This is a genomic window from Pedococcus bigeumensis (genome assembly GCF_006438965.1).
GTDB classification, from domain to species: Bacteria; Actinomycetota; Actinomycetes; order Actinomycetales; family Dermatophilaceae; genus Pedococcus; species Pedococcus bigeumensis_A.
Map to the genome: position 1 here is coordinate 38,682 of NZ_RCZM01000003.1, position 22,940 is coordinate 61,621.

20 protein-coding genes are annotated in these 22,940 nt (G+C 68.0%); 9 read left to right on the forward strand and 11 right to left on the reverse strand.

Annotated features, from left to right (window positions below):
* Positions 1 to 143 precede the first annotated feature (143 nt).
* The 5 genes from EAH86_RS08570 (at position 144) to EAH86_RS08590 (ending at position 3,385) form a co-directional block, all read left to right on the forward strand.
* Positions 144 to 464 (forward strand): rhodanese-like domain-containing protein, encoded by a 321-nt coding sequence (locus EAH86_RS08570; protein ID WP_140739179.1) that lies wholly within the window; start codon positions 144 to 146, stop codon positions 462 to 464.
* Between the two features lie 47 nt (positions 465 to 511).
* Positions 512 to 1,921, forward strand: coding sequence for an MBL fold metallo-hydrolase (locus tag EAH86_RS08575; RefSeq protein WP_140739181.1), 1,410 nt, complete (start codon positions 512 to 514; stop codon positions 1,919 to 1,921).
* 46 nt (positions 1,922 to 1,967) lie between these two features.
* On the forward strand, positions 1,968 to 2,147 hold the full coding sequence (locus tag EAH86_RS08580) for a hypothetical protein (RefSeq protein WP_091787661.1): 180 nt from the start codon (positions 1,968 to 1,970) through the stop codon (positions 2,145 to 2,147).
* Positions 2,148 to 2,310: 163 nt separating this feature from the next.
* Positions 2,311 to 3,120 (forward strand): sulfite exporter TauE/SafE family protein, encoded by an 810-nt coding sequence (locus EAH86_RS08585; protein ID WP_241668289.1) that lies wholly within the window; start codon positions 2,311 to 2,313, stop codon positions 3,118 to 3,120.
* Between the two features lie 88 nt (positions 3,121 to 3,208).
* A complete protein-coding gene (locus EAH86_RS08590) occupies positions 3,209 to 3,385 on the forward strand; it encodes a hypothetical protein (RefSeq protein WP_241668290.1) in 177 nt (58 codons plus the stop codon).
* A gap of 636 nt (positions 3,386 to 4,021) precedes the next feature.
* Here the strand turns inward: EAH86_RS08590 and speB are convergent.
* The 8 genes from speB to glyA form a co-directional block, all read right to left on the reverse strand.
* Positions 4,022 to 5,005 (reverse strand): agmatinase, encoded by a 984-nt coding sequence (gene speB, locus EAH86_RS08595; protein WP_241668291.1) that lies wholly within the window; start codon positions 5,003 to 5,005, stop codon positions 4,022 to 4,024.
* A 61-nt stretch (positions 5,006 to 5,066) separates the two neighbouring features.
* Positions 5,067 to 5,915, reverse strand: a complete 849-nt coding sequence (gene purU / locus EAH86_RS08600) for a formyltetrahydrofolate deformylase (RefSeq protein WP_140739187.1) — start codon at positions 5,913 to 5,915, stop codon at positions 5,067 to 5,069.
* A gap of 13 nt (positions 5,916 to 5,928) precedes the next feature.
* Positions 5,929 to 7,302 carry an L-serine ammonia-lyase gene (locus tag EAH86_RS08605; RefSeq protein ID WP_140739190.1) on the reverse strand — a complete coding sequence of 458 codons (1,374 nt, stop codon included), beginning with the start codon at positions 7,300 to 7,302 and terminating at the stop codon, positions 5,929 to 5,931.
* Positions 7,293 to 7,898: a sarcosine oxidase subunit gamma gene (locus tag EAH86_RS08610; RefSeq protein ID WP_206665785.1), complete on the reverse strand. Its 606-nt coding sequence runs from the start codon at positions 7,896 to 7,898 to the stop codon at positions 7,293 to 7,295. The genes EAH86_RS08605 and EAH86_RS08610 overlap by 10 nt, the downstream gene beginning before the upstream one ends.
* On the reverse strand, positions 7,888 to 10,749 hold the full coding sequence (locus EAH86_RS08615) for a sarcosine oxidase subunit alpha family protein (protein WP_140739193.1): 2,862 nt from the start codon (positions 10,747 to 10,749) through the stop codon (positions 7,888 to 7,890). Before EAH86_RS08615 ends, EAH86_RS08610 begins: the two co-directional genes overlap by 11 nt.
* On the reverse strand, positions 10,746 to 11,024 hold the full coding sequence (locus tag EAH86_RS08620; protein WP_140739196.1) for a sarcosine oxidase subunit delta: 279 nt from the start codon (positions 11,022 to 11,024) through the stop codon (positions 10,746 to 10,748). The genes EAH86_RS08615 and EAH86_RS08620 overlap by 4 nt, the downstream gene beginning before the upstream one ends.
* A 17-nt stretch (positions 11,025 to 11,041) precedes the next feature.
* Positions 11,042 to 12,280, reverse strand: coding sequence for a sarcosine oxidase subunit beta family protein (locus tag EAH86_RS08625; protein ID WP_140739199.1), 1,239 nt, complete (start codon positions 12,278 to 12,280; stop codon positions 11,042 to 11,044).
* On the reverse strand, positions 12,277 to 13,584 hold the full coding sequence (gene glyA, locus EAH86_RS08630) for a serine hydroxymethyltransferase (RefSeq protein WP_140739202.1): 1,308 nt from the start codon (positions 13,582 to 13,584) through the stop codon (positions 12,277 to 12,279). The genes EAH86_RS08625 and glyA overlap by 4 nt, the downstream gene beginning before the upstream one ends.
* Before the next feature lie 179 nt (positions 13,585 to 13,763).
* On the opposite strand from glyA, the gene EAH86_RS08635 reads away from it, so the two are divergent.
* Positions 13,764 to 14,984, forward strand: a complete 1,221-nt coding sequence (locus EAH86_RS08635; protein WP_140739205.1) for a M24 family metallopeptidase — start codon at positions 13,764 to 13,766, stop codon at positions 14,982 to 14,984.
* A 168-nt stretch (positions 14,985 to 15,152) separates the two neighbouring features.
* Positions 15,153 to 15,947, forward strand: coding sequence for an IclR family transcriptional regulator (locus EAH86_RS08640; RefSeq protein WP_241668292.1), 795 nt, complete (start codon positions 15,153 to 15,155; stop codon positions 15,945 to 15,947).
* Positions 15,948 to 16,013: 66 nt separating this feature from the next.
* Here EAH86_RS08640 and EAH86_RS08645 read toward each other — a convergent pair whose 3' ends face one another.
* On the reverse strand, positions 16,014 to 16,976 hold the full coding sequence (locus tag EAH86_RS08645) for a polysaccharide deacetylase family protein (RefSeq protein ID WP_140739211.1): 963 nt from the start codon (positions 16,974 to 16,976) through the stop codon (positions 16,014 to 16,016).
* The gene (locus tag EAH86_RS08650) at positions 16,973 to 18,493 is read right to left on the reverse strand and encodes a purine-cytosine permease family protein (RefSeq protein WP_140739214.1); all 1,521 of its coding nucleotides are present in this window, start codon (positions 18,491 to 18,493) and stop codon (positions 16,973 to 16,975) included. The genes EAH86_RS08645 and EAH86_RS08650 overlap by 4 nt, the downstream gene beginning before the upstream one ends.
* Before the next feature lie 109 nt (positions 18,494 to 18,602).
* On the opposite strand from EAH86_RS08650, the gene EAH86_RS08655 reads away from it, so the two are divergent.
* Together EAH86_RS08655 and EAH86_RS08660 are read left to right on the forward strand one after the other, a co-directional pair.
* Positions 18,603 to 20,120, forward strand: a complete 1,518-nt coding sequence (locus EAH86_RS08655) for a PucR family transcriptional regulator (protein ID WP_161988602.1) — start codon at positions 18,603 to 18,605, stop codon at positions 20,118 to 20,120.
* Between the two features lie 61 nt (positions 20,121 to 20,181).
* Positions 20,182 to 20,667, forward strand: coding sequence for a nucleoside deaminase (locus EAH86_RS08660; RefSeq protein ID WP_140739220.1), 486 nt, complete (start codon positions 20,182 to 20,184; stop codon positions 20,665 to 20,667).
* Between the two features lie 444 nt (positions 20,668 to 21,111).
* On the opposite strand, the gene EAH86_RS08665 is transcribed toward EAH86_RS08660, so the two are convergent.
* Positions 21,112 to 22,035 (reverse strand): Ig domain-containing protein, encoded by a 924-nt coding sequence (locus EAH86_RS08665; protein WP_140739223.1) that lies wholly within the window; start codon positions 22,033 to 22,035, stop codon positions 21,112 to 21,114.
* Between the last annotated feature and the right edge of the window lie 905 nt (positions 22,036 to 22,940).

The window sequence follows — 22,940 nt, forward strand, 5'->3', positions numbered from 1 at the left end:
ATTCCCAATGCCCGGATGGATACCCCGTGGGGTACGTCACATGCCCGCTTCGCGATTTGACGGGAATGCCCCGGGGGGTACTACTCTTGGCCTCATCGGATACCCCACTGGGTATCAGAGTCCCCGTGAAGGAGAGCCGTCAGATGTCCGAGGTCAGCCTCGAAGCGTTCGCCGCGGCCCACGCCGACGGTGCTGCCGTCATCGACGTCCGGGAGCCCGGCGAGTACGTCGGTGGCCACGTCCCCGGTGCCGTGCTGATGCCGATGGGACAGCTGTCGTCGCGCACCAGCGAGCTCGCCCGGGACCAGACCGTGTACGTCATCTGCGCCAGCGGCAACCGATCCGGCGCCATGACCGACTACCTCGTCCGCGCCGGCTTCGATGCCGTCTCGGTCGCCGGCGGCACGTCCGCCTGGGCCAGCACGGGCCGCCCCGTCGTCACCGGGCAGCGCCCGACCGCCTGACCCTGCCCAGCCCGCAACGCACCCAGACCAGTCCCGGAAGGACACCCATGAACACCGCCGCCACGACCGTGAGCACCCCGGTCATCGTCCCCATCGAAACACCCACCCTCGGCGACCGCTCCTACCTGGCCCATGACGGTCAGGTCGGCGTGGTCATCGACCCGCAACGCGACATCGACCGCGTCCTGGCCCTGGCCTCGGACGGCGGCGTGCGCATCACCGACGTGTTCGAGACCCACATCCACAACGACTACGTCACCGGCGGCCTCGCCCTCGCCCAGGCCACCGGCGCCCGCTACCACGTCAACGCCGCAGACGAGGTGTCCTACGACCGTTCGCCCATCAGCGATGGCGACGTCATCGACGTGTCCGCAACGATGCGGATCCGCGCCATCGCGACTCCCGGCCACACCTACACGCACCTTTCCTACGCCCTCGAGTCGGCCGAGCAGGCAGGCGACGAGTTCGAGCCGGTCGGCGTGTTCACCGGCGGGGCCCTGCTGTTCGGGGCTACCGGCCGCCCGGACCTGCTCGGGCATGACCACACGAACGACCTGGTCCACCACCAGTTCGCGTCCGCGCACCGCCTCGCGGACGATCTCCCCGAGCACACCCACGTCCTGCCCACCCATGGCTTCGGGTCGTTCTGCTCCGCCGGCTCGACTGGCGACACCACGGCCTCGACCATTGGGGCAGAGAAGCGCCAGAACCCGGCCCTCACCCAGGACGAGGAGCGCTGGGTCGCGAACACCCTCGCTGGCCTCGACGCCTACCCCGCCTACTACGCGCACATGGCCCCCGCCAACAGTGCCGGGCCTGTCGCCCCAGACCTCGCCACCCCCGAGGAAGCGGACAAGAACACCCTCGCTGCGCGCATCGCGGCCGGTGAATGGGTCGTCGACCTGCGCACCCGCACCGCGTACGCAGCCGGGCACGTCAGCGGCACCCTCAACTTCGGCCTCGACGGCCAGTTCGCCACCTACCTCGGCTGGCTCATTCCCTGGGGCAGCCCAGTGACCCTCCTCGGAGACAGCCCGGAGCAGGTCGCCGAAGCCCAGCGTGAGCTGGTCCGCATCGGCATCGACCACCTCGCCGGCGCCGCCACCGGCACCCCGCACCAGTGGACCGACGACGAACTCGGCGCCTTCGAGCGGGCCGTGTTCGGCGACCTCGCCGAGGTCCGCCACCACCGCCGGGTCACCGTCCTGGACGTCCGAGGCGCGAGTGAGTTCGACAACGGGCACATTGACGGCGCCTTCAACATCCCCCTGCACGAGCTGCTCGCCCGCGTCGACGAAGTCCCTGCCGGTGAGGTCTGGGTGCACTGCGCCGGCGGCTACCGCGCCTCCATCGCCGCCTCGGTCCTGGCCGCCCGCGGCATCCCGGTGGTGGCAGTCGACGACAGCTTCGGCGAGAACGCTGCCAGCTCCGGCCTGCCCATCACCGCAGCGGCCTGACCCTCTTTCACCCGCGTACGACCCCATCCCTCGAAGGAGAACCACCATGTGCCGTCCCGCCACCTGCAAGGTCTGCGGCAAGACCACCTGGGCCGGCTGCGGCCAGCACGTCGACCAGGTCATGGCCAGCGTGCCCCGCTCCGACCGCTGCCCCGGCCACAGCGCCCAGGAGCAGGCCGCCGCCGGCGGTGGGTCATTCCTGAGCCGCCTGTTCGGCAGGAACTGACCGGTTCCCACCCAAGACCGGGCGTCGCCCTCATCCCCCCTGGCGGCGGCGCCCAGACCGGGACGCACACCCCCCGTACTGCGTCTTGGTCAACCCGTCGGGGACCTGCGCTCCTGCGCTGGTCTCCGGCGGGCCCACGAAAACCTAGGAGAGAACACCCACCGTGTCGCCCCTGGTAATGCCCCTTGGACTGCTCATCGGCCTGGCACTCGGCGCGCTGGGCGGTGGCGGATCCATCCTGACCGTCCCCGCCCTGGTGTACCTACTGGATCAGGACCCCAGGGCGGCCACGACCAGCTCGTTGCTCATCGTGGGCCTCACCTCCCTGATCGCTCTGACCCCGCACGCCCGCGCCGGGCGAGTCCGCTTCGGTCAAGGGCTCATGTTCGGGGCGCTCGGCACCGGTGGGTCGTTCGCTGGGTCCGCCCTGGCCTCCCACGTCAGCCCGCAAGTCCTGCTGACCGCGTTCGCCGGACTCATGCTCGTCGTCGCAGTCCTGATGTTGGCCAGGTCCCTGCGCCCACCCAGCGCCGCCGGACACGAGGACCCCACCGCAGAGCCCTTCATCACCTTCCACCCGCTCACCTGCGCCTGCCCCCGCGTCGCCAAGATCGTTGTCACCGCCACCGCCGTCGGACTGCTCACCGGGTTCTTCGGCGTCGGTGGCGGATTCATCCTCGTCCCCGCCCTCGTCCTTGCACTGGCCTTCCCGATGCCCGTGGCCGTCGGCACCTCGCTGCTCGTCATCGCCGTCAACAGCGCCACCGCCCTGACCGCCCGGATCTCCACCGGCAGCACGCACCTCGACTGGCCACTCCTCACCACATTCACCGCAGCCGCCATCGCCGGCAGCCTGCTCGGCGGCCGCATCACCACCCGCGTCCAACCCCGCCACCTCACCCAGGCATTCGCCGTCCTGTTGGTCGCCGTCGCGGTGTACACCGCAGCCAGCAGCATCGCCTCCTTGCGCTGACGTCAGGACGGGGGACGTTGTGCCCTGTGACTTCCAAGCCCTCTCTCTAGCGTCAGTAGTGCTGGATCAGGAGCTAGGAGTGAGACGCATGAGGCGACTACTGGTTCTCGGTGGCGGTACTGCCGGGACGATGATCGTGAACAAGCTGCGGCGCAGGCTGCCGGCGCGGGAGTGGGACATCACCGTCGTCGACCGCGACGACGAGCACCGGTACCAGCCCGGTTACCAGGTTGACGGTCGGACCTGCCGCCCCGCCGAGGCGTAGCCGGCCGAACCAGAGGGCGACGATGACGACGCGTTCGCGCCTCCTGGATGCAGGCTTGAGAGGTGAGATGTTGCACGAGTTGGTGCACGGATGATCGGAAATGGCCGCTGACCTGCGCGTTCGTCTACGTCTGAAAATCGGAAGGTCGGCGGTTCGACCCCGCCCCTGGCCGCCACAATCTTCTTGCAAAACCGCCCCTGACCTGCGGAAACGTGCCCGCGAATGGCACCCGACGGCGAGGCCCAATCGGGTCCCCCACACTCCGACCGAGAATCGGAAGGTCGGCCATTCGACCCAGCCTGGCCACCACCCCGAAGCCGCGGGTCGCAGCCCTGTGACCTGCGGCTTTGATCTCAACTCGGCACCTTCGGACGGAGGCTCAAATGACGTAAATGGTCGCCAGAGACCCCGATTGGCCAAGAGATGTGGCACGAGATGTTGCACGACATCTCGAAGTCAAGAGAACGTCTGAGCGAGAGAGCCCACACGGCCGGGAAGTTCGTGTCATCCAATGCGATCGGCAGCCTGTCCGACCCGAGTGGCCTTCTGAGCGCTCGCGGGCGGGCGGTCTGAGACCACGCCGCATGACATGGATCCGGGACGAGTCGCGCGCCGGGTGGCTCCGGAACAGGCGGACTAGGCAGACGGGTCCGTCGCCAGCTCGCGTTTGCTCATCAGCGCGACCAAGTCGTAGATCACGGTGGCCGCTGCCAGAGTGGTGATCTCGGCATGGTCGTATGCGGGTGCGACCTCCACGACGTCGGCGCCAACTACGTTTAGGCCGTCGAGGTTGCGCAGCAGCGACAACAGCTCACGACTTTGCAGACCGCCTGCCTCGGGTGTGCCGGTGCCTGGCGCGAAGGCAGGGTCCAGAACGTCGATGTCGATGGACAGGTAGACAGGCGTGTCACCGACTCGCTGCCGCACCTGCTCGACGGCGCCCTCGATGCCGATCCGGTCGAGGTCGCTGGCACGGATCGCCTTGAAGCCGAAGTCGGCGTCCTCCTTCAGATCGATCCGGTCATAGAGGGGACCTCGGACGCCCAAGTGAATGGAGTGATCCTCAGCGAGGAGGCCTTCCTCGAAGGCACGGCGCAGCACCGTGCCGTGGGTGACCGGGGCGTTGAAGTAGGTGTCCCACGTGTCGAGGTGGGCGTCGAAGTGGATCATCGCCACTGGCCCGTGCTGGCGCACCACTGACCTCAACATCGGCAGGGATATCGTGTGATCCCCACCGATCGCGATCACGCGCCGGTCGCCGCTACCCCCTTGCACTGCGTCGGCGTGGGCCTCGGTCTGCGCGATCGCCTCATTGATGCTGAACGGCGTGCACGCAACGTCCCCAGCATCGACGACCTGGACACGCTCGAACGGAGCCACGCCGAGCTCGACGTGAAACGCGGGTCGCAGGTGGCGCGAGGACTTGCGGACCTCCATCGGCCCGAAACGCGCACCCGGACGGAATGACGTACCACCGTCGAAAGGGACGCCCAGGATCGCGATGTCGTAGTCGCTCACCGTGTGGATCTCGGGGATGCGGGCAAAGCTCGAGGAGCCCGCGTAGCGCGGGACCTCAGTACCGCTGACCGGGCCGATGGGTAGAGGCACCCGCGCGCTCACGACTGGGCCTTCACGGCGTCGACGATAGTGGTTGCAGTGAACATTCAGTGCTCTTCTCGAGTCAGCGGAAGACGACGGTACGGTCGTTGTTGAGCAGGATCCGATGCTGGCCGTGCCAGGTCACGGCGCGAGCCAGAGCGAGGCTCTCAGCGTCGCGACCCGCCGTGACCAGGGCTTCGGGACCGTAGGTGTGGTCGACCCGGATGACCTCCTGCTCGATGATCGGTCCCTCGTCGAGGTCCGGGGTGACGTAGTGCGACGTCGCGCCCACCTGCTTGACGCCACGGTTGTACGCCTGGTGATAGGGCTTGGCGCCCTTGAAGCTGGGCAGGAAGGAGTGGTGGATGTTGATCGCACGCCCCTCGAGCTGCCTGCAGAGGTCGTTGGACAGCACCTGCATGTAGCGCGCCAGCACCACCAGGTCGATCTCGTGGCGGTCGATCAGGGCGAGCAGCCGCGCCTCGGCCTCCTCCTTGGTGTCCGGGGTGACCGGCACGTGCATGAAGGGAACGCCAGCCGACCCCGCCATCGTCCCGAGGTCCGGGTGGTTCGAGACGACGAGTGCGATGTCCACCCCCAGGCTGCCGACCTGCCAGCGGTAGAGCAGGTCGTTGAGGCAGTGGCCAAACTTCGAGGCCATCACCAGGACGCGCGTGCGTCGTGTGGCGTCGTGGAGCTGCCACTTCATCTCGTATGCCGTGGCCACCGTCGCGAAAGCGGCCTCCAGCTGCTCACGGGCACCGGCCGGAGCCTCGAAACAGGTGCGCAGGAAGAGCAGCCCGTGCACCGAGTCGTCGAACTGCTGATGCTCAGTGATGTCACAGCCGCCGTTCACCAGGACCGAGGTCACGGCGTGGACGATGCCGGCTCGGTCGGGACAGCTCAGGGTGAGGACGTACCGGTTGCTCATGGTGGTCTTCCGCTCAGCACTCGACGACGTTGAGGGCGAGGCCGCCGCGTGCGGTCTCCTTGTACTTGTCCTTCATGTCCGCGCCGGTCTCGCGCATCGTCTTGATTGCCTTGTCGAGCGACACGTGGTGGCGCCCGTCGCCACGAATCGCCAGTCGCGCTGCGGTGATTGCCTTGACCGAGGCCACCGCGTTGCGTTCGATACAAGGGATCTGGACGAGCCCACCAACAGGGTCACAGGTCAGACCGAGGTTGTGCTCGATGCCGATCTCGGCCGCATTCTCGACCTGCTCTGGCGTGCCGCCGAGCACCTCGGCGAGGCCGGCCGATGCCATCGAGCATGCTGAGCCGACCTCGCCCTGGCACCCGACCTCGGCGCCGGAGATGGATGCGTTCTCCTTGAAGAGCACACCGATCGCAGCGGCGGTGAGGAGGAACCGCACCACGCCGTCGTCGCTGAACGAGGGGATGAACCGCTGGTAGTAGTGCAGCACCGCCGGGATGATGCCAGCAGCACCATTCGTCGGGGCCGTGACCACCCGGCCGCCAGATGCGTTCTCCTCGTTGACAGCCAGCGCATAGAGGGTGACCCAGTCCATCGGCGCGAGGTGGTCGCGTTCGGCGTCGCCGTTGGCCAGGCTCCGTCGCAGGTGCGCAGCGCGCCGACGGACCTTGAGTCCCCCGGGTAGCACGCCATCGGTGCGGCAGCCGCGCTCGACGCACTCCTGCATCACCGCCCAGATGCGCAGCAGCCCAGACCTGATGTCCTCCTCGGTGCGCCAGGTGAGCTCGTTGGCGAGCATGACCTGGCTGATCGGCAGCCCCGTCTCGCGACAGTGCGCCAGCAGCTCCGCACCCGTGGTGAACGGGTAGCGGACCGGACTGCTATCCGGCACGATGCGCTGCTCCCCTGCCTCGCCCTGGTCGAGGACGAAGCCACCACCGACGGAGTAGTACTCGCGGACGCTGACGACTGCGCCGTCCGCACCCGTCGCCGCGAAGCGCATCCCGTTGGTGTGGAAGGGAAGCCGTTTGCGGCGATGCAGAACGACGTCCTCGTCGACGTCGAAGCCGATGGTATGCCGCGTGAGGAGTCCCAGCCGACCGGACTCCCGGACCGCCTGGACCGACGGCTCCGCCGCCGCGGGATCGACCTCCTCAGGCGTCTCCCCCAACAACCCGAGCACCACCGCCTTGACGCTGCCGTGACCGTGACCGGTGGCGCCGAGCGACCCGAACAGCTCGACCCGAACCCCCTGGACCGCCTCGAGGAGACCGTCCTTCTCGAGCGAGGCCGCGAACGACCTCGCCGCGCGCATCGGCCCCACCGTGTGCGAGCTGGAGGGCCCGATGCCCACGGAGAAGAGGTCGAAGACGCTTAGTGCCATGACGGATCCTGGTGGTACTCCGTGCAGGCGTCGACGATCCAGTCGGCGAGGTAGCGGGCGAAGGATGACCGGACCAGGATCCAGAACTCTGTCGCGGTGTCGTCGCGCACGACGAGCACGACCCCGGCGAGGGCGAGCATCGTCTGGATGCACGTCCCCTGGATGGCGACCCGTGGGTGCAGGTCGGTGGAGCAGCCGTGGGCGAGCAGGTCGCGTGCCTTGGGTCCGCTCAGCGAGATCGTCGTGCGCTGTGCGGAGACGTCGACGACGGCGCCGTGACCCGCCACTGCGGCGTCGAGGGAGTCGAGCAGGTCGGTGCGCTCGGCGGGTGCGACGACCAGCCACTCGTCGGGCCCCAGCCACAGGACCGACACGTCACCGGCGGTCACCGCGGTACAGGCGTCCTGCGGCACTGCAACACCCAAGACCTCCGCGACGGCCGCCGCCGCCGGACCCGTGGGGTCCAGACGCAGGTCGAGCTGCACGAGCAGGGGCAGCTCACGGACGAGGACCCCGGCGGGCAGTGCCTCCAGCTGGGTCGTTGCCGAAGCCAACGGGCTACGGCGCTCGGACCGGGAAATCGTCTCAACCGTCACGACGGCTGCCCTCCTTGTCGAACAGGACGCTGTCGGTGACCGTCACCGGCACCAGCTCGTCCTCGATGGGTACGTACAGGGTTTGGCCGATCCGCTCGCGCCCCGACCGGACGACGGCCAGGGCGAAGGTCCGGCCGAGAGCCGCGCTGCGGTAGCTCGACGTGACGTGGCCGAGCATCGGCACCGGTGGCGGTGGCAGCTCGGAGCACTCGACGACCTGTCCACCCTCGGGCAGCAGCACTGTCGGGTCGACGGGCACCAGGCCGACGAGCTGCTTGCGGTCCGCCCGGTGGTTCTCGGGTCGGTTGAAGGACCGCTTGCCGATGAAGTCGAGCTTCTTCTTGGAGATGATCCAGTCCATGCCGAGGTCCTGCGGGGTGACCGTCGCATCGGTCTCCTGGCCGATGATCGGGTAGCCCTTCTCTGCTCGCAGGACGTGCATGGTCTCGGTGCCATAGGCGGTGATGCCGTAGGGCTCACCTGCCGCCCACAGCGCCTCCCAGACGGCCTGGCCGTCCCAGGCGCTGACGTTGACCTCATAGGCCAGCTCGCCGGAGAAGCTGATTCGGGCGACCCGAGCCGGGATGCCGGCGACGGTGGCATCCCGCCAGGACATGAACGGGAACGCCTCCTTGGACACGTCCAGGTCGGGCGCCACCGCCGCGAGGACGTCCCGTGAGCGCGGTCCGACGAGCGGGATGGTGGCCCACTGTTCGGTCACCGAGGTCAGGTGCACCCTGAGCTCGGGCCACTCGGTTTGGACCCACTCCTCCATCCAGTCGAGGATCTTGGCCGCGTTCCCGGTGGTGGTGGTGAGCAGGAAGTGCTCGTCGGACACCCGGATGACGGTGCCGTCGTCGATGACCATGCCGTCGACGCCGCACATCACGCCGTAGCGTGCTGAGCCGATCTTCAGGCTGCTCATCAGGTTGGTGTAGAGCCGGTCGAGCAGCTCACCGGCGTCGGCGCCGCGGACGTCGATCTTGCCCAGCGTCGACCCGTCCATCATCCCGACGGAGTCTCGGACGGCTGCGCACTCGCGCAGCACCGCCTGTTCGATGTCCTCGGCGTCCTGCGGGTAGTACCAGGGTCGCTTCCACTGGCCGACGTCCTCGAACTCGGCGCCGTGCAGGACGTGCCAGTCGTGGATCGCGGTGACTCTGACGGGATCGTGGAGCGTGCCGCGGTCGCGACCCGCCAGGGCCGCGAACCCAACAGGCGTGTAGGGCGGCCGGAAGGTCGTCGTCCCCAACTCGGCGACGTCGGCGCCCAGCGCCTCGGCGATGATCCCGGACGCGATGACGCCGGAGGTCTTGCCCTGGTCGTGCGCGGTGCCGATCGTCGTGTAGCGCTTCACGTGCTCCACCGACCGCAGCCCGGCACCGGTGGCGCGCAAGATGTCGGAAACCGTGGCGTCGCGTTGGAGGTCGACGAACCGGGTGCAGGGAGCACCCGGATCGGCTTCGGGTACCGACCACAGGACCATGGTCGGGCAGCCGACTGGCGCGGCGGGTGTCCCCGGAAGGGACTCGGGCGAGGTGGCGGGCAGACCCAGGTCGGCGAGGGCCTGGACTGACACGGCCGCACCGCCGCTCAGGGCGCCACGCAGGGTGAACTCACCCGTTGCCGCCCCAGCCACGCTTGCAGCCGGGATGGCCGCACCGGGCACGAAGGCGCCGAGGCCGGCGTCGTAGCGCAGCTTGCCGCGCGCCTGGCTGAACAGGTGCACTGCGGGGTTCCATCCACCGCACACCAGGAGCAGGTCGCAGGCTATGCCGTCGCGGGTGCCCAGCGCGCCACCGACATATGGGGCCACGTGGGCCCGGCTGACGTGGCTGGTGCCACTGGTGCCGGTCACGACGTGACCCTTGCGGACCTCGATGCCGCGGTCGGCGCAGGCGGCCGTCCAGTGGGCTGGGACCTCCTGGCGTGCATCGATGACCGCCCGCACGGTGGCGCCTGCGTCCGCGAGGTCGATGGCCGCGGCATACGCGCTGTCGTCGGTGGTGAAGACCACGACCTCGCGCCCGGCGACGACTCCGAAGCGGTGCAGGTAGGTCCGAGCGGACCCGGCAAGCATGATGCCCGGCTTGTCGTTGCCAGGGAACACGAGCGGTCGTTCGTGTGCGCCGGTCGCGACGATGACGTGACGTGAGCGGATGCGCCAGATGCGTTGGCGCGACAGGTGTGCCGGTGCATCCAGTCCCAGGTGGTCGGTGCGCTTCTCGAGGGCGAGCACGAAGCCGTCGTCGTAGTAGCCGAAGGCCGTCGTGCGCTGCAGGACGGTGACATCGGGAAGGCTGCCCAGCTCGGCCACGGCCTCGGCGACCCACTGCAGGGCTGGGGCACCATCGATCTCGTCACTGATGCCCAGCAGGGAGCCGCCCGCTTCGGGCTGTTCGTCGACGAGGACGACCCGGGCACCGGAGCGGGCCGCGGTCAGGGCCGCCGCGAGCCCTGCCGGTCCGGCACCGACGATCAAGAGGTCGCAGTGCGTGTGGACCGCGTCGTAGCGGGACGGGTCGGGACGGTCGGCGAGCTTGCCCTGGCCAGGCAGCCCGCGGGCCACCAGCCCGTCGGAGAGCTCCACCGTGGTGGCGGTCAGCATCGGCTCTGGGAAGGGCGTCTCCACCTGGACCAGGGCGTTGGGGTCCTCGGCGCCGGCTGACATGATGCCGCGTGGCCGACCGAGCTTGATGCTGGTCGTGACCTGGTGGACTCCGTTGGCGAGGAGGGCCGAGGCGAGGGTGTCGCCGCGCAGACCCTCGTAGACCTCACCGTTGAAGGTGAAGGACATGGTGGCGTTGTGGTCGACCCGGCCTCCCTTGGGGAGACGGAACGTGGCGCTCATGAGATCACCGGCTTGGGCTGGTCGAGACGGTAGACGGCGAGCATCTGGTGCGTGGCGGTGTCGCGGACGGCGTTGAACCACCTGCGGCAACCGGACGAGTGCAGCCAGCGCTCGGCGAAGGGACCCTTGGGGTTGTCCCGGAAGAAGAGGAAGGCCGCCCACTCGACGTCGGACAGCGCCGCCGTGTCGGCGGGGTAGGCGACGTGCGCCTGGCCGCCGTAGTGGTATTCGGCTTCTTCGCGTGGCCCGCAGTAGGGGCATTCGATGAGCTGCATGCATACTCCTCGGTGGGTCAGTGAGCCACGGCAGCGGCGCCGTGCTCGTCGACGAGGGCGCCGGAGACAAAGCGCTCGAGCGTGAAGGGGGCGTTGTAGGGGTGCGGGCTGTCGTTCGCGACGGTGTGTGCGAAACACCAGCCGACGCCCGGCGTGGCCTTGAAACCGCCAGTGCCCCAACCACAGTTGAGGTAGAGGCCCTCGATGGGTGTCAGGCCCACGATCGGCGAGGCGTCTGGGGTCGTGTCGACGATGCCGCCCCAGCTGCGCAGCAGGTGGGCCCTGGCGAAGATGGGGAAGAGCTCGAGAGCGGCGGCCATCTGGCGTTCGATGATGTGGAAGGCACCGCGCTGGCCGTAGCCGTTGTAGCTGTCGATGCCGGCGCCCATCACCAGCTCGCCCTTGTGGGCCTGGGAGACGTAGACGTGCACGGCGTTGGACATCACGACGGTGGGGTGCACCGGTTCCAGCAGCTCGGACACAAGTGCCTGCAACGGGTGCGACTGGATCGGGAGCCGCAGACCGACCATCTCGGCGAGGACGGACGAGTGGCCAGCCGCAGCGAGCGCGACCTTGCCGGCCTTGATCGTGCCGCGGTTGGTGCGTACGGCGGCGATCCGGCCGTCCACAACGTCCAGGCCCTGCACCTCGCAGTTCTGGATGATGTCGACGCCCATGTCGTTGGCCCGACGCGCATACCCCCACGCGACGTAGTCGTGCTTCGCGATGCCGGCGCGCGGCTGGTAGGTCGCACCGTGCACCGGGTAGCGCACGTCGGGGTCGATGTTGACGATCGGGCACACCTCTTTGACCTGCTGGGGATCGAGCCACTCGGCGTCGATGCCGTTGAGCTTGTTGGCATTCACCCGGCGCATGGAGTCGCGCACGTCCTGCAGGCTGTGCGCAAGGTTGACCACACCGCGCTGGCTGAACAGGATCGGGTACTCGAGGTCCTCCTCCATGGTTTCCCACAGCTTCAGCGAGTGCTCGTAGATGCCGGAACTCTCGTCCCACAGGTAGTTGGACCGAATGATCGTGGTGTTGCGGGCCATGTTGCCGCCCCCGAGCCAGCCCTTCTCCAGGACTGCGATGTTGGTGATGCCGTGGTTCTTGGCCAGGTAGTAGGCAGTCGCCAGGCCGTGCCCGCCGCCGCCGACGATGACGACGTCGTAGGACGGTTTCGGGTCGGGGTTGCGCCACAGGAAGTCGGGGTGGTCGGGCAGGTCGGCGCCCGGGGCGCGGGTCGTGGTCGTCATGACTGGTGCCCCTCGTGGGTCGGGTAGAGCGGGAAGCGGTCGGTGAGGGCGCGGACGCGGGCGCGGAGGCCCTCGGCCACCGCGTCGTCGAAGCCGGGCAGGAGGGCCGAGGCGATGATGTCCGCGACCTCGCGGAACTCCTCGTCGCCGAATCCGCGGGTGGCCAGGGCCGGGGTGCCGATGCGGATGCCGGAGCTCACCATGGGTGGGCGGGGGTCGAACGGCACCGCGTTGCGGTTGACGGTGATGCCGACCTGGTCGAGCCGGTCCTCACCCTGCTGGCCGTCGAGGTCGGAGTCACGCAGGTCGACCAGGACGAGGTGGACGTCGGTGCCACCGGTGAGGACGGTGATCCCGGCCGCGGCCACGTCCGCGGAGAGCAGCCGGTCGGCGAGGATGCGGGCGCCTGCGAGGGTGCGGCGCTGTCGTTCGGCGAAGTCCTCCCCTGCGGCCACCTTGAACGCGACCGCCTTGGCGGCGATGACGTGCTCGAGCGGGCCGCCCTGCTGGCCCGGGAAGACGGCGCTGTTGATCTTCTTGGCCAGCTCGGCCGTCGAGAGGATCACCCCGCCCCTGGGTCCGCCCAGGGTCTTGTGGGTCGTCGTGGTGACCACGTGGGCGTGCGGGACCGGGTTGGGGTGCAACCCGGCCGCCACCAGCCCGGCGAAGTGGGCCATGTCGACCATGAGGTAGGCGCCCACCTCGTCAGCGATCGCCCTGAAGGCCGCGAAGTCGAGCTGACGCGGGTAGGCGGACCAGCCCGCGATGATGAGCTTGGGACGGTGCTCGTGGGCGAGCCTGCGGACCTGCTCCATGTCCACGCGGTGGTCCGACTGCGCCACCTGGTAGGCCGCGACGCGGTAGAGCTTGCCCGAGAAGTTGATCCGCATGCCGTGGGTGAGGTGACCGCCGTGCGCGAGGTCCAGACCAAGGATCGTGTCACCGGGCTCGATCAGCGCCACCATCGCCGCGGCGTTGGCCTGCGCGCCGGAGTGCGGTTGGACGTTGGCTGCCTCAGCGCCGAACAGGGCCTTGACCCGGTCAATGGCGAGCTGCTCGACCACGTCGACGTGCTCGCAACCGCCGTAGTAGCGGCGACCGGGATAGCCCTCGGCGTACTTGTTGGTCAGGACCGAGCCCTGGGCTTCCATGACCGCGAGGGGGGCGAAGTTCTCGCTGGCGATCATCTCGAGTGTTCCGCGCTGGCGGGCCAGCTCGGCGTCGAGCGCCACGGCGATCTCGGGGTCGAGGATGGCCAAGGGCGTATCGAGTACCGAGTCAGTACGCGGCAGCAGGTCAGTCATGGTCACGGTCCTTAAGCTCAGTCGTGTGATGTGTAGAGAATGCAACAGTGTTGCGTTCAAGTCAACACCTGCATGCCGACGAATCTCGGTATGGTGGTCTTGACAGCATGTCGTAGGCGCGCCTACCGTCCCATTAAACGCATACCTGTTGCAGATAACTCAACGAAAGGCATTTGCACATGAACCTCGAAAGGCTCAAGGACATCCCCAACGGCGAGAAAGTCCAGCCGACCTTCTCGGCGGCAGAGTTCGAGCGTCGGCTGACCAACCTGCGCAAGCACATGGCCGACGACGGCCTCGATGCGGTGCTCCTCACGAGCTACCACAACATCAACTACTACTCGGACTTCCTCTACACCTCGTTTGGGCGCAGCTACTTCCTGGTCGTGACCCAGAACGACTCCACCACCGTGTCCGCGAACATTGACGCCGGTATGCCGTGGCGTCGCAGCCAGGGCTCCAACATCGTCTACACGGACTGGCGCAGGGACAACTACCTGTATGCCGTCCAGCAGGTCCTTGAGCGCCAAGGTTTGCGCGGTGGTCGGCTCGGGGTCGAGGACGACCACATCAGCACCGATCTACGCGCTAAGGTCTCCGACGCACTGCCGGCGTGGACGCTCACCGACGTCGCCGCGGCAACGATGCGACACCGCATGGTCAAGTCGCCCGAGGAGATCGAGCTCATCAAGCACGGAGCGCGCATCGGAGACCTGGGTGGCGAAGCCATCCGTGAGGCCATCGCCGAGGGTGTCCCCGAGTTCGAGGTGGCCATCGCCGGCTCGAACGCGATGATCCGCGAGATCGCCAGGACCTTCCCCCATGCCGAGCTGCGGGACACCTGGGTGTGGTTCCAGTCCGGCATCAACACCGACGGCGCGCACAACTGGGCCACGAGTCGCAGGGTGCAGCGGGGCGACATCCTGTCGCTCAACTGCTTCCCCATGATCGCCGGCTACTACACCGCACTTGAGCGCACCCTCTTCTGGGGCGAACCGTCCCCCGAGCACCTGCGGCTGTGGGAGGTCAACGTCAAGGTGCACCGTCGCGGCCTCGAACTGATCAAGCCCGGCGCCGTGTGCAAGGACATCGCCGCAGAGCTCAACGAGATCTTCGACGCCGAGGGCCTGCTCGCCAACCGCACGTTCGGCTACGGCCACTCGTTCGGCGTGCTCTCGCACTACTACGGGCGCGAGGCGGGACTCGAGCTGCGCGAGGACATTGACACAGTTCTCGAGCCGGGCATGGTCGTGTCGATGGAGCCGATGATCATGGTGCCCGAGGGCCAGCCAGGCGCCGGCGGCTACCGCGAGCACGACATCCTCGTCGTCGGCGACGACGGGGCGGAGAACATCACCCGCTTCCCCTTCGGACCGGAGCACAACATCCTCGGAGTCTGAAGCCCCTACGCGTCCCTGGTCCCTCACCCGGGCGCGCCGGAACCATGCCGACGCCGGCCGTGCCACCTCATGTGGCAAGGTCGGCGTTGGCGGTTCCGGGCATGCCGCCGCGTCCAGCAGGGCGCGGGCCAGGTCCCCGAACACCCGACCACGCCGAAAGGAACAACCGTGGCCAAACACGACACAGAGCCCGAGGGCGAGTCGCGCGCCTCGGCGTCCGTGCTGCTCAACGGGTTACACGTCCTTGAGGCCTTCTCCATCGACGAGCCGGTGCTCGGGGTGACCGAGATCGCCCGCAAGGTCGACCAGCACAAGAGCACCGTCTCGCGGATCCTCGCGACACTGGAGCGGGCAGGCTACGTCGAGCGCGACGAGCGCAGCGGTCGCTTCCGGCTCGGACTCGGGCTCATCGCCCTGGCCGGGCCCCTGCTGGCCGACCTCGACGTGCGCCGAGTGGCCCTGGGGTCACTGCAGCAGCTGACCGACCGCACCGGCGAAACCTCCGCCCTGATGGTCTGGAACGGCCATGAATCGGTCGTCGTGGAGCAGGTCCAGAGCCCCAAGCAGGTCAAGCACACCGCTGCGATCGGCACCCGCTACGACACGTACGAGAGCTCCTCGGTCAAGGTCTTCCTGGCTGCCCTTCCGCCCAGTGAGGTAACGCGCCTGTTCGAACGACGACTGCTGGTCGGGACCTACGAAGAGCATGCGCTCGAGAGCTACGTCGCCGAGCTCGAACGCGTCACGGAGCTGGGCTTCGCCGTCAACGACGGCCGCACCTCGGTCGAGGAGGTCGGCGTTGCCGCCCCCGTCCGCGACCACCGCGGCGTCGTCGTCGCCGCCGTGCTGCTCTCGGCTCCTCGGTTCCGCGTGCCGCCGGCCATGCTGGACGTGCTCGCCCGAAGCGTCGCCGACACCGCCCTGGAGGTGTCGGCCCGACTGGGAGACACGTCGACGGCCTAGGAACACCAGACGACGCACCCGCCCACGGAGTCCGAGGGCGGGTGCAGTCAGTTCCGGGCGCAGAAGTCAGCCAAGGGTGGCAGTCTCACGCGCCCGGCTGGCGCCACCGACGGGAGTCCCGTCCTGCAGGATGGGTGCGTCCGGGAAGGTCGGCACCTCATAGCGGGTGTGCGTGCGCACCACCTTCGTCACGTTCGCAGCGTGCTCGGCAATCTCCTCCAAGGTGGTCACCCACATCCCGTCAAGGGCCTTGACACCCTCGATGAGCTGCTCGAGCGCGTGCGCCCGCGAAGGCCGCCCTGAGATGAACGGGTGGTTCGTCAGGACCCAACAGCCGCCCTGCGCGTGCTGGGCGTCGGCCTCCAGCTGCCACATCTCGCGCGCCTTGCTCGGGCTCTCGATGACTCCGCTGCCGGTCCAACCGGGATAGAACGCGTACTGCTCCCAGTCGTCCAGCGCCCAGTCGACCGGAATCTCGATGAGCGACTCCGCCGACCCCGGCTCGACAGCGAACCGGTAGGGGGCATCCCCGTCCAGCAGGCTCGAGTCGTACCGGAAGCCACGCTCGACCAGCAGCCCTGGCGTCTGGTAGTTCATCTCCCACCACGGCGCTCGATACCCCACCGGCACGACCCCTGCCACCCGGTGCAAGGCCTCCAGCCCACGATCGAGGTAACGCGCCTCCGTCTCACGGTCGATCCCCTGCATCTGCTCGTGCAGATAGCCGTGGTGACCGATCTCGTGGCCGCCGTCGACGATGGCTTGCACGACGTCGGGATGGCACTCAGCCGTGAAGCCTGGGACGAAGAAGGTCGCCCGAATGTCCTGTCGCGCAAGGATGCTCAGGATCTTCGGCACCGCGACCAAGGGACCGTAGGATTGGTGCGACATCAGCGACATCCGCTTCGCCGCGCCAGGGTCGTGCGCTAGCACGCACGACTCCGCGTCGACGTCGAAGGTGAACGACGCAGCAGCCCGTATGCCGTCCGGCCAGCTGAAGACTGGGTCGTCACCTCCCAGCAAGGTCACTGCTCGACTCGCAGTGCGTTGGCGCCCACGACGGAGTCCGTGGATGCCGCGGAACTGAGCGGCACGGCGCGAGTATCCGACGTCTGGCCGGTGCCTGCGGCATACCGACGGTGCACCTTTCCACCGATCAGTGCATAGGTGCCCGCCGCGGACAGGCCACCGGCCAGCCACGAGAGGTCGAGCCCGCCCATGGCGCGGGCGGCGAAGCCCTGGAGAGCCGGGGTGAGGCCGTAGAGGAACAGCCAGGTGAAGAACACGCCGACAGCGAAGGAGGCCATGGTCGCCCAGTTGACGTCGGGGAGCTTCTTCGACCCGACCGGCTCGAAGAGCACATCTGCGTCGATGTGACCCTTCGCGAACTTGTAGTAGTGGACGAGCATGATGCCGCCCCAGGCCGCGATCCACGCGACGATGCCGATCAGCCAGGTGTCGAGGACGCTGCCCAGGTCGCCCGCGTAGATGAAGAAGATCACCGCCGCCATGGAGAACACACCAACGACGAGGCTGAGCGTGCGACGGTTGATCTTGATGTCGAGCGCCTGGGCGGCCACCGAGAAGGTGTAGATGTTGAGGATGTTGGTCGCGATCGGACCATGGACGACCAACAAGAGCACGGGGATGGCGAGCGCGCCGAAGTTGTCGACGACGAGCGCACCAGGGTCGACGGTGCCGTTCTTGGTGGCCAAGGTGGCTCCGAGGACACCGAGCCACACGACGGGGATGAACTGGCCCAACACGCTGGCGGAGTAGAGCTTGCGTCGCGACATCGTGCGGCTCACGAATCGCGAGTAGTCCGCGGCATACGTGAACCACGTGATCCCCCAACCGATTCCGATCGCGGTCATGACACCCGACATCACGACCCAGCGGTCGGCACCGGTGAGGATGTGACCGGCCTGGCCTGCGTAGCCCCAGTCGATGTCGAGGAAGAACCAGGCCGCGATCGACATGGCGACGAGCACGACGATAGTGGGGGGCACGGTCCAGCGTTCGAAGGCGGCGATGGTGCGGTAGCCCGCCCACGAGATCGCGACCTGGATGCCCATGATGAGCGCGGCCACCCCGATCTTCCACGGGTAGTTGCTCGCATCCGGGTCGACGACACCGATCTTGCCCAGCAGGGCCATGACGAGGTCGAGGATGATCCAGGTATTCACCGCGCACCAGCCCACGGCGAGCGCGGCCTGGATGGTGGCGGGGAGGTAGGCGCCACGGCGCCCGAAGGCGGCGCGAGAGAGCACCATCCCGGTCACACCGGTGCGCTGACCCATCAGGACGAACAGGCCGAAGAGCGCCATGCCGATGAGGTTGCCGACGACGAGGACGATGAGGGTGTCGCGCAGGCCGAGGCCCAGGGCCACCCCGAGCGCGCCGAGCACCCAGTTGATCGGGGCGATGTTGGCACCACACCAGATCCAGAACTGGCCGGACACGCTGTGGGTTCGGGCTTCTTCGGGGATCGGCTGGAGAACCTGCTCGACCTCGTAGATGATGTGGGACTGGTCCGCAGAGCTCATCTGCGCCTCCATTCATGGCGGGGTGTTACCGCACAGAGTGACCTTCCGCGCAGCCCTACGACAAGATACATTTCGACAGTCAACAGCCCCAATGATTGGACGAAATGTCATGCCGATGCCACTGCGGGAGGTGCTCAAGGATCCAACCGTGCTGGCTGCCGAGCCCCTGGTGCTCGCAGGCAGAACCCGGCTGGGACGCCTGGTTACCTGGGTACACACGAGCGAGGTGCTCGACATCGCCACACTGCTGCGCGGTGGCGAGCTGCTGCTCGTGGGCGGCGTCAGCCTCGCGACCGCATCACGGGAACAACGGGTCGCCTACATCCAGGAGCTGGCGGCGCGGGAGGTCGCGGGCATCGCCATCGAGACGGGTGGGCGCCTGCCCACTGTGCCCGAGGAGATGGTTCAGGAAGCCGAACGGCTGCACCTACCCCTGCTCGAGCTGCGCAAGGTCGTGCGGTTCGTCGAGGTGACACAGTCGATCAATGGCCTGCTCGTGAACGAGTCGGTCCGCCGCCTGCAGCTCGCGGACCGGGTTTCGCACGCCCTGGCCGCCGGCCTCGCCGGTGGTGCCGAGGTCAGCCAGCTGATGGACATCCTCGCCGCGGAGGTCCAGGCCGACGCAACACTGACCGCGCCGAACGGCGACGTCATCGCCGAGGCAAGCGCCGACCTCGAAGGGCCCTCTCCCCGGAGCAAGGAGCACCCGATCGTGGCGCCCGTGAGCAGCGCAGGCGTGACCGTCGCCCTGCTCACCCTCAATCCACGCCCCGGAGCGGACCTGCTGCTGCTCGACGCCGCACGGGATCGCGCGCCTGAAGCGCTCGGCCTCGCCCTACTGCGGTCTCGGCCACTGTCCCGGGTCGAGCGGGACGCGCACGAACTGCTGGGACTGGCAGTGTCCGGTGGACGATCGCCGCGACGATTTGTCGAACTCGCGACCCGACTGGGCATCAACGCCCACGACGCCTGGGTCTGCACGGTCGCCAGAATCGGACCTGGCCAGGGTCTGACGGCCGGGATCGAGGCCGCCGTCAGCCGCAGTGGCCGCACCGCGATCAGCCAGATCGACCACGACTCCTACCTGTCGGTCATCGCGCTGCGGCTGGATGGCACGACCCTGGGTGCCGCCCGGGCCAGCATCATCGCGGACTTACGAGACGTGCCGATGCCCCCGCAGGTGAAGGTAGCTGTCGGGCCGGCCACCCGGGCGCTGGCCGGCATCGGACACTCCTTGGCCGAGGCGGAGTCAGCTCTGGACCTGGCCGAGGACTCTGGCGAGGTGGTTGTCGACGCGGTCGCCCTCGGCGTCCCGCGGTTGCTCGGGGCGCTGGGACGCCCCGACCTAGTCGGCGCTTTCATCGAGGAGCAGCTGGGCGACCTCCTCGAGCTCGACCGTCGCCGCAGCGGTCAGCTCTTCGAGACCTTCGCGATGTACCTGCGGCAGTCAGGTCACAAGACCGACACCGCCGCCGCCCTGCACCTGCAGCGACAGAGCCTCTACCAGCGGCTGGACCGCATCATGACCGCCTTAGGGAATCCCGAGCCAGGCACGAGCCGATGGGGCGCCCTGACCCTGGCGACCGAGCTGGAAGCGGCCCGACGGCGCACCGGGGAGCGACAGTGAGGGATGGGACACTGCACCGACGACCGCAGCAGCCACGAACCGTGGAACGGCAGGAGGCGCGATGACGGCGAACGTCGAGGATGACCAGCGTTGGCTGGCCCTGGCCGTGGAGCAGGCACGGATCGGGTGGTCCGAGGGCGGCATCCCGATTGGGGCGGCCCTCGTGCACAACGGGCAGCTGATCGCGGTCGGACGCAACCGACGGGTCCAGCAGGGCAGCGTCATTCGCCACGGAGAGACCGACTGCCTCGAGAACGCCGGCCGACTGACGGCGCGGACCTATCGCTCCAGCGTGCTCTACACCACGCTGTCACCATGCTTCATGTGCGCGGGAACTGTTCTGCTGTACCAAATTCCGCGCATCGTCGTCGGTGAGAACCGCACCTTCGAGAGCTCGGAGGACCTGCTTCGGTCGCGTGGCGTTCGGGTAGACGTCTTCGACGACCTGGAGTGTCGTTCCCTCATGGACCGGATGATCGTGGAGAAGCCTGAACTTTGGAGGGAAGACATCGGCCTCGAGCCCTCAGCGCAGAGCCGGACCGTCTGACGCGTTTGCACCGATCTGGCACCGTCGAAGGTCATGGCCTCGGACACAAGAGGTTGCACGAGATATCGCACGGCCGGTATAGCAACCCTGACGCGCGCAAATGCGTAGGTCCGAGATTGGAAGGGCAACAGCACCTCCGATACAGCACAGAGGTACAGCAACCGGTCCGACGGAGCTTGGCGCTCTGCGCAGGCTGATGGCGGGTCCCAAGCACGATCACGGCTCCCGAGGCCGATGCCTAGAGTTCGGGACGAAGGGGCGGCGAGATGTTGCACGAGATGTAGCACGGCGTCCGAAAAGGGCCCTCTGACCTGCGCAATTGCGTACGTCTGAAGATCGGAAGGTCGGCGGTTCGACCCCGCCCCTGGCCACCACGAAAGCCGCAGGTCCGCGCCGTGCGCGGCCTGCGGTTTCTGGTTGGGCGACGAAGTCCGGACGCCGAGACTAGGCCGTCACCGTGATCACAAACCGGCGCGAGGTCGAGAGCCCGCCCTGGTCCTCCGCGCGGATCACGAACGGGTAGGTGCCAGCCGTCGTCGGCACTCCCACGAAGAACTTGCAGTCGACGCTCGAGTTCGGTGCACAGGGCAACGTCCGGACGGCTAGACCGGGCGGAAACTCACCGTCCGGGAAGCTCAGGTTGTAGCCACCATTACCGCCAGTGATCGCGACCATGGCCTGATACTCCGACCCCACCAGGCCGTCCGGCATCGAGTCGACCTGGAACTGGGGGACACCGTGGAACGCGAGGATCTCGACGACGTAGTTCAGGTAGGCCAGTCGCCCCTGCGCGTCATGCACGCGGATGAACGGCGCATACGAGCCGACAGTGGTGGGTGAGCCCTCCAACCGCCCGGTCTGGCTGTTGAGGGTCAGTCCCGGAGGGATCGTGCCCGACCTCACCTCCAGGGTGTAGGGCGCACCTGCCGGATCCAGCTCCCCTCGCGCGGAGTACGGCTGACCCACCGTGCCCGGCCCGTAGCCGAGGGAGGTGATGAGGTAGTCCTGGACATCCAGCCGAAGGTTCTGGCTCGTCGTGGTTCCCCAGGCGTCAGTGACCAGGACCGTGAACGAGAACTCGCCTGAGCTCTGGGCCGGCTCAGCCACTAGGAGGCCGCTGCTCGACAGGGTGAACCCCGGGGGGAGCGTGCCAGCCGTGAGTGACCATGAGTATGGCGCCACCCCACCCTGGGCAGTGAGCTGCAGCCGGTAGTCGTTGCCCACCACCCCCCGGTCGGGATAGGGCCATTCGGCGACCAGCGGTGCCGGGGCGGCATACAGGCTGTAGGCGACATCCATGGAGGTGCCGTCCACGCACTCGTAGTGCAGCGTGAAGTAGTACGTCCCCCAGTGGGGTGGCAGGAACATGAACTGCCAGTGCGAGCCCTTCGGGTCCCCCCTCCCGGTGGCTGGTCGCCGCCTCCGGTTGTCTGGTCATACAACTCGCTGTTCGGCGGCAACGGCGTCACGGGTGTGACCTTGCAGGAGGTGAAGAAGCCCTGGTCGGCGATCTGGCCGTAGTAGCCGCGGTCGGCCATCCCGTCTGGGAGGGCAACCGCCCCACCCGGAGAAGGATCGGCAAACCACCCTGCCACATCCACTGCGAGGTTCACGTTCCCAGCGAAGTCCAGGAGTCGGACCTTTCCCGTCACGCCGACCTTCACCACGACCAGGTTGGATCGGATTTCTCCTACGCCGAGGTTGACCGTCGAGGTCTCCGGCCAGTGCTCCCAAGCGGGAAAAGCGCTCACGAAACCAGCGCGGTCCGGTCTGATTGCCGTGATGTTGAGGACGACGGCAGTGGCAGTGGTGGGGATCCCGGCGCGGCCGACTACCTGGACGTCGCGCAAGCCGGTTGGCACGCCTCCTCCGGACTCCTTCCCGTCGATGGTCAGGCCACCGGGTCGCGAGTCGGTCAGCCGTGCGGGGGTCATCGGTCTGTACATCGTCCCGGTGGGGATCCATCCCGCAACGTCAACCACCATGTTGAGCAGTCCCGCGGCGTTCGAGATGGAGACCGCTCCGCCGTCGCCCACCATGGCGATGACGAGGACCGGCTTCGTGTCCCCGTTGGCGAGGTTGAGGTTGGAGGCATTGGGCCGCGGTGCACCGGCGGGCCAGACCGTCGCGTAGGTCGCCGCTGTCGCCTTGACGCCGGTGACATTGAGGACCACGGCCGCCACACCAGTCGTGGGAATGCCGTATCGGCCCGCGAGTCGCAGTTGCCGCACCTCGCCGCTTCGGAGGGGACCGCCTCTCTGGGCTTGGCCGTC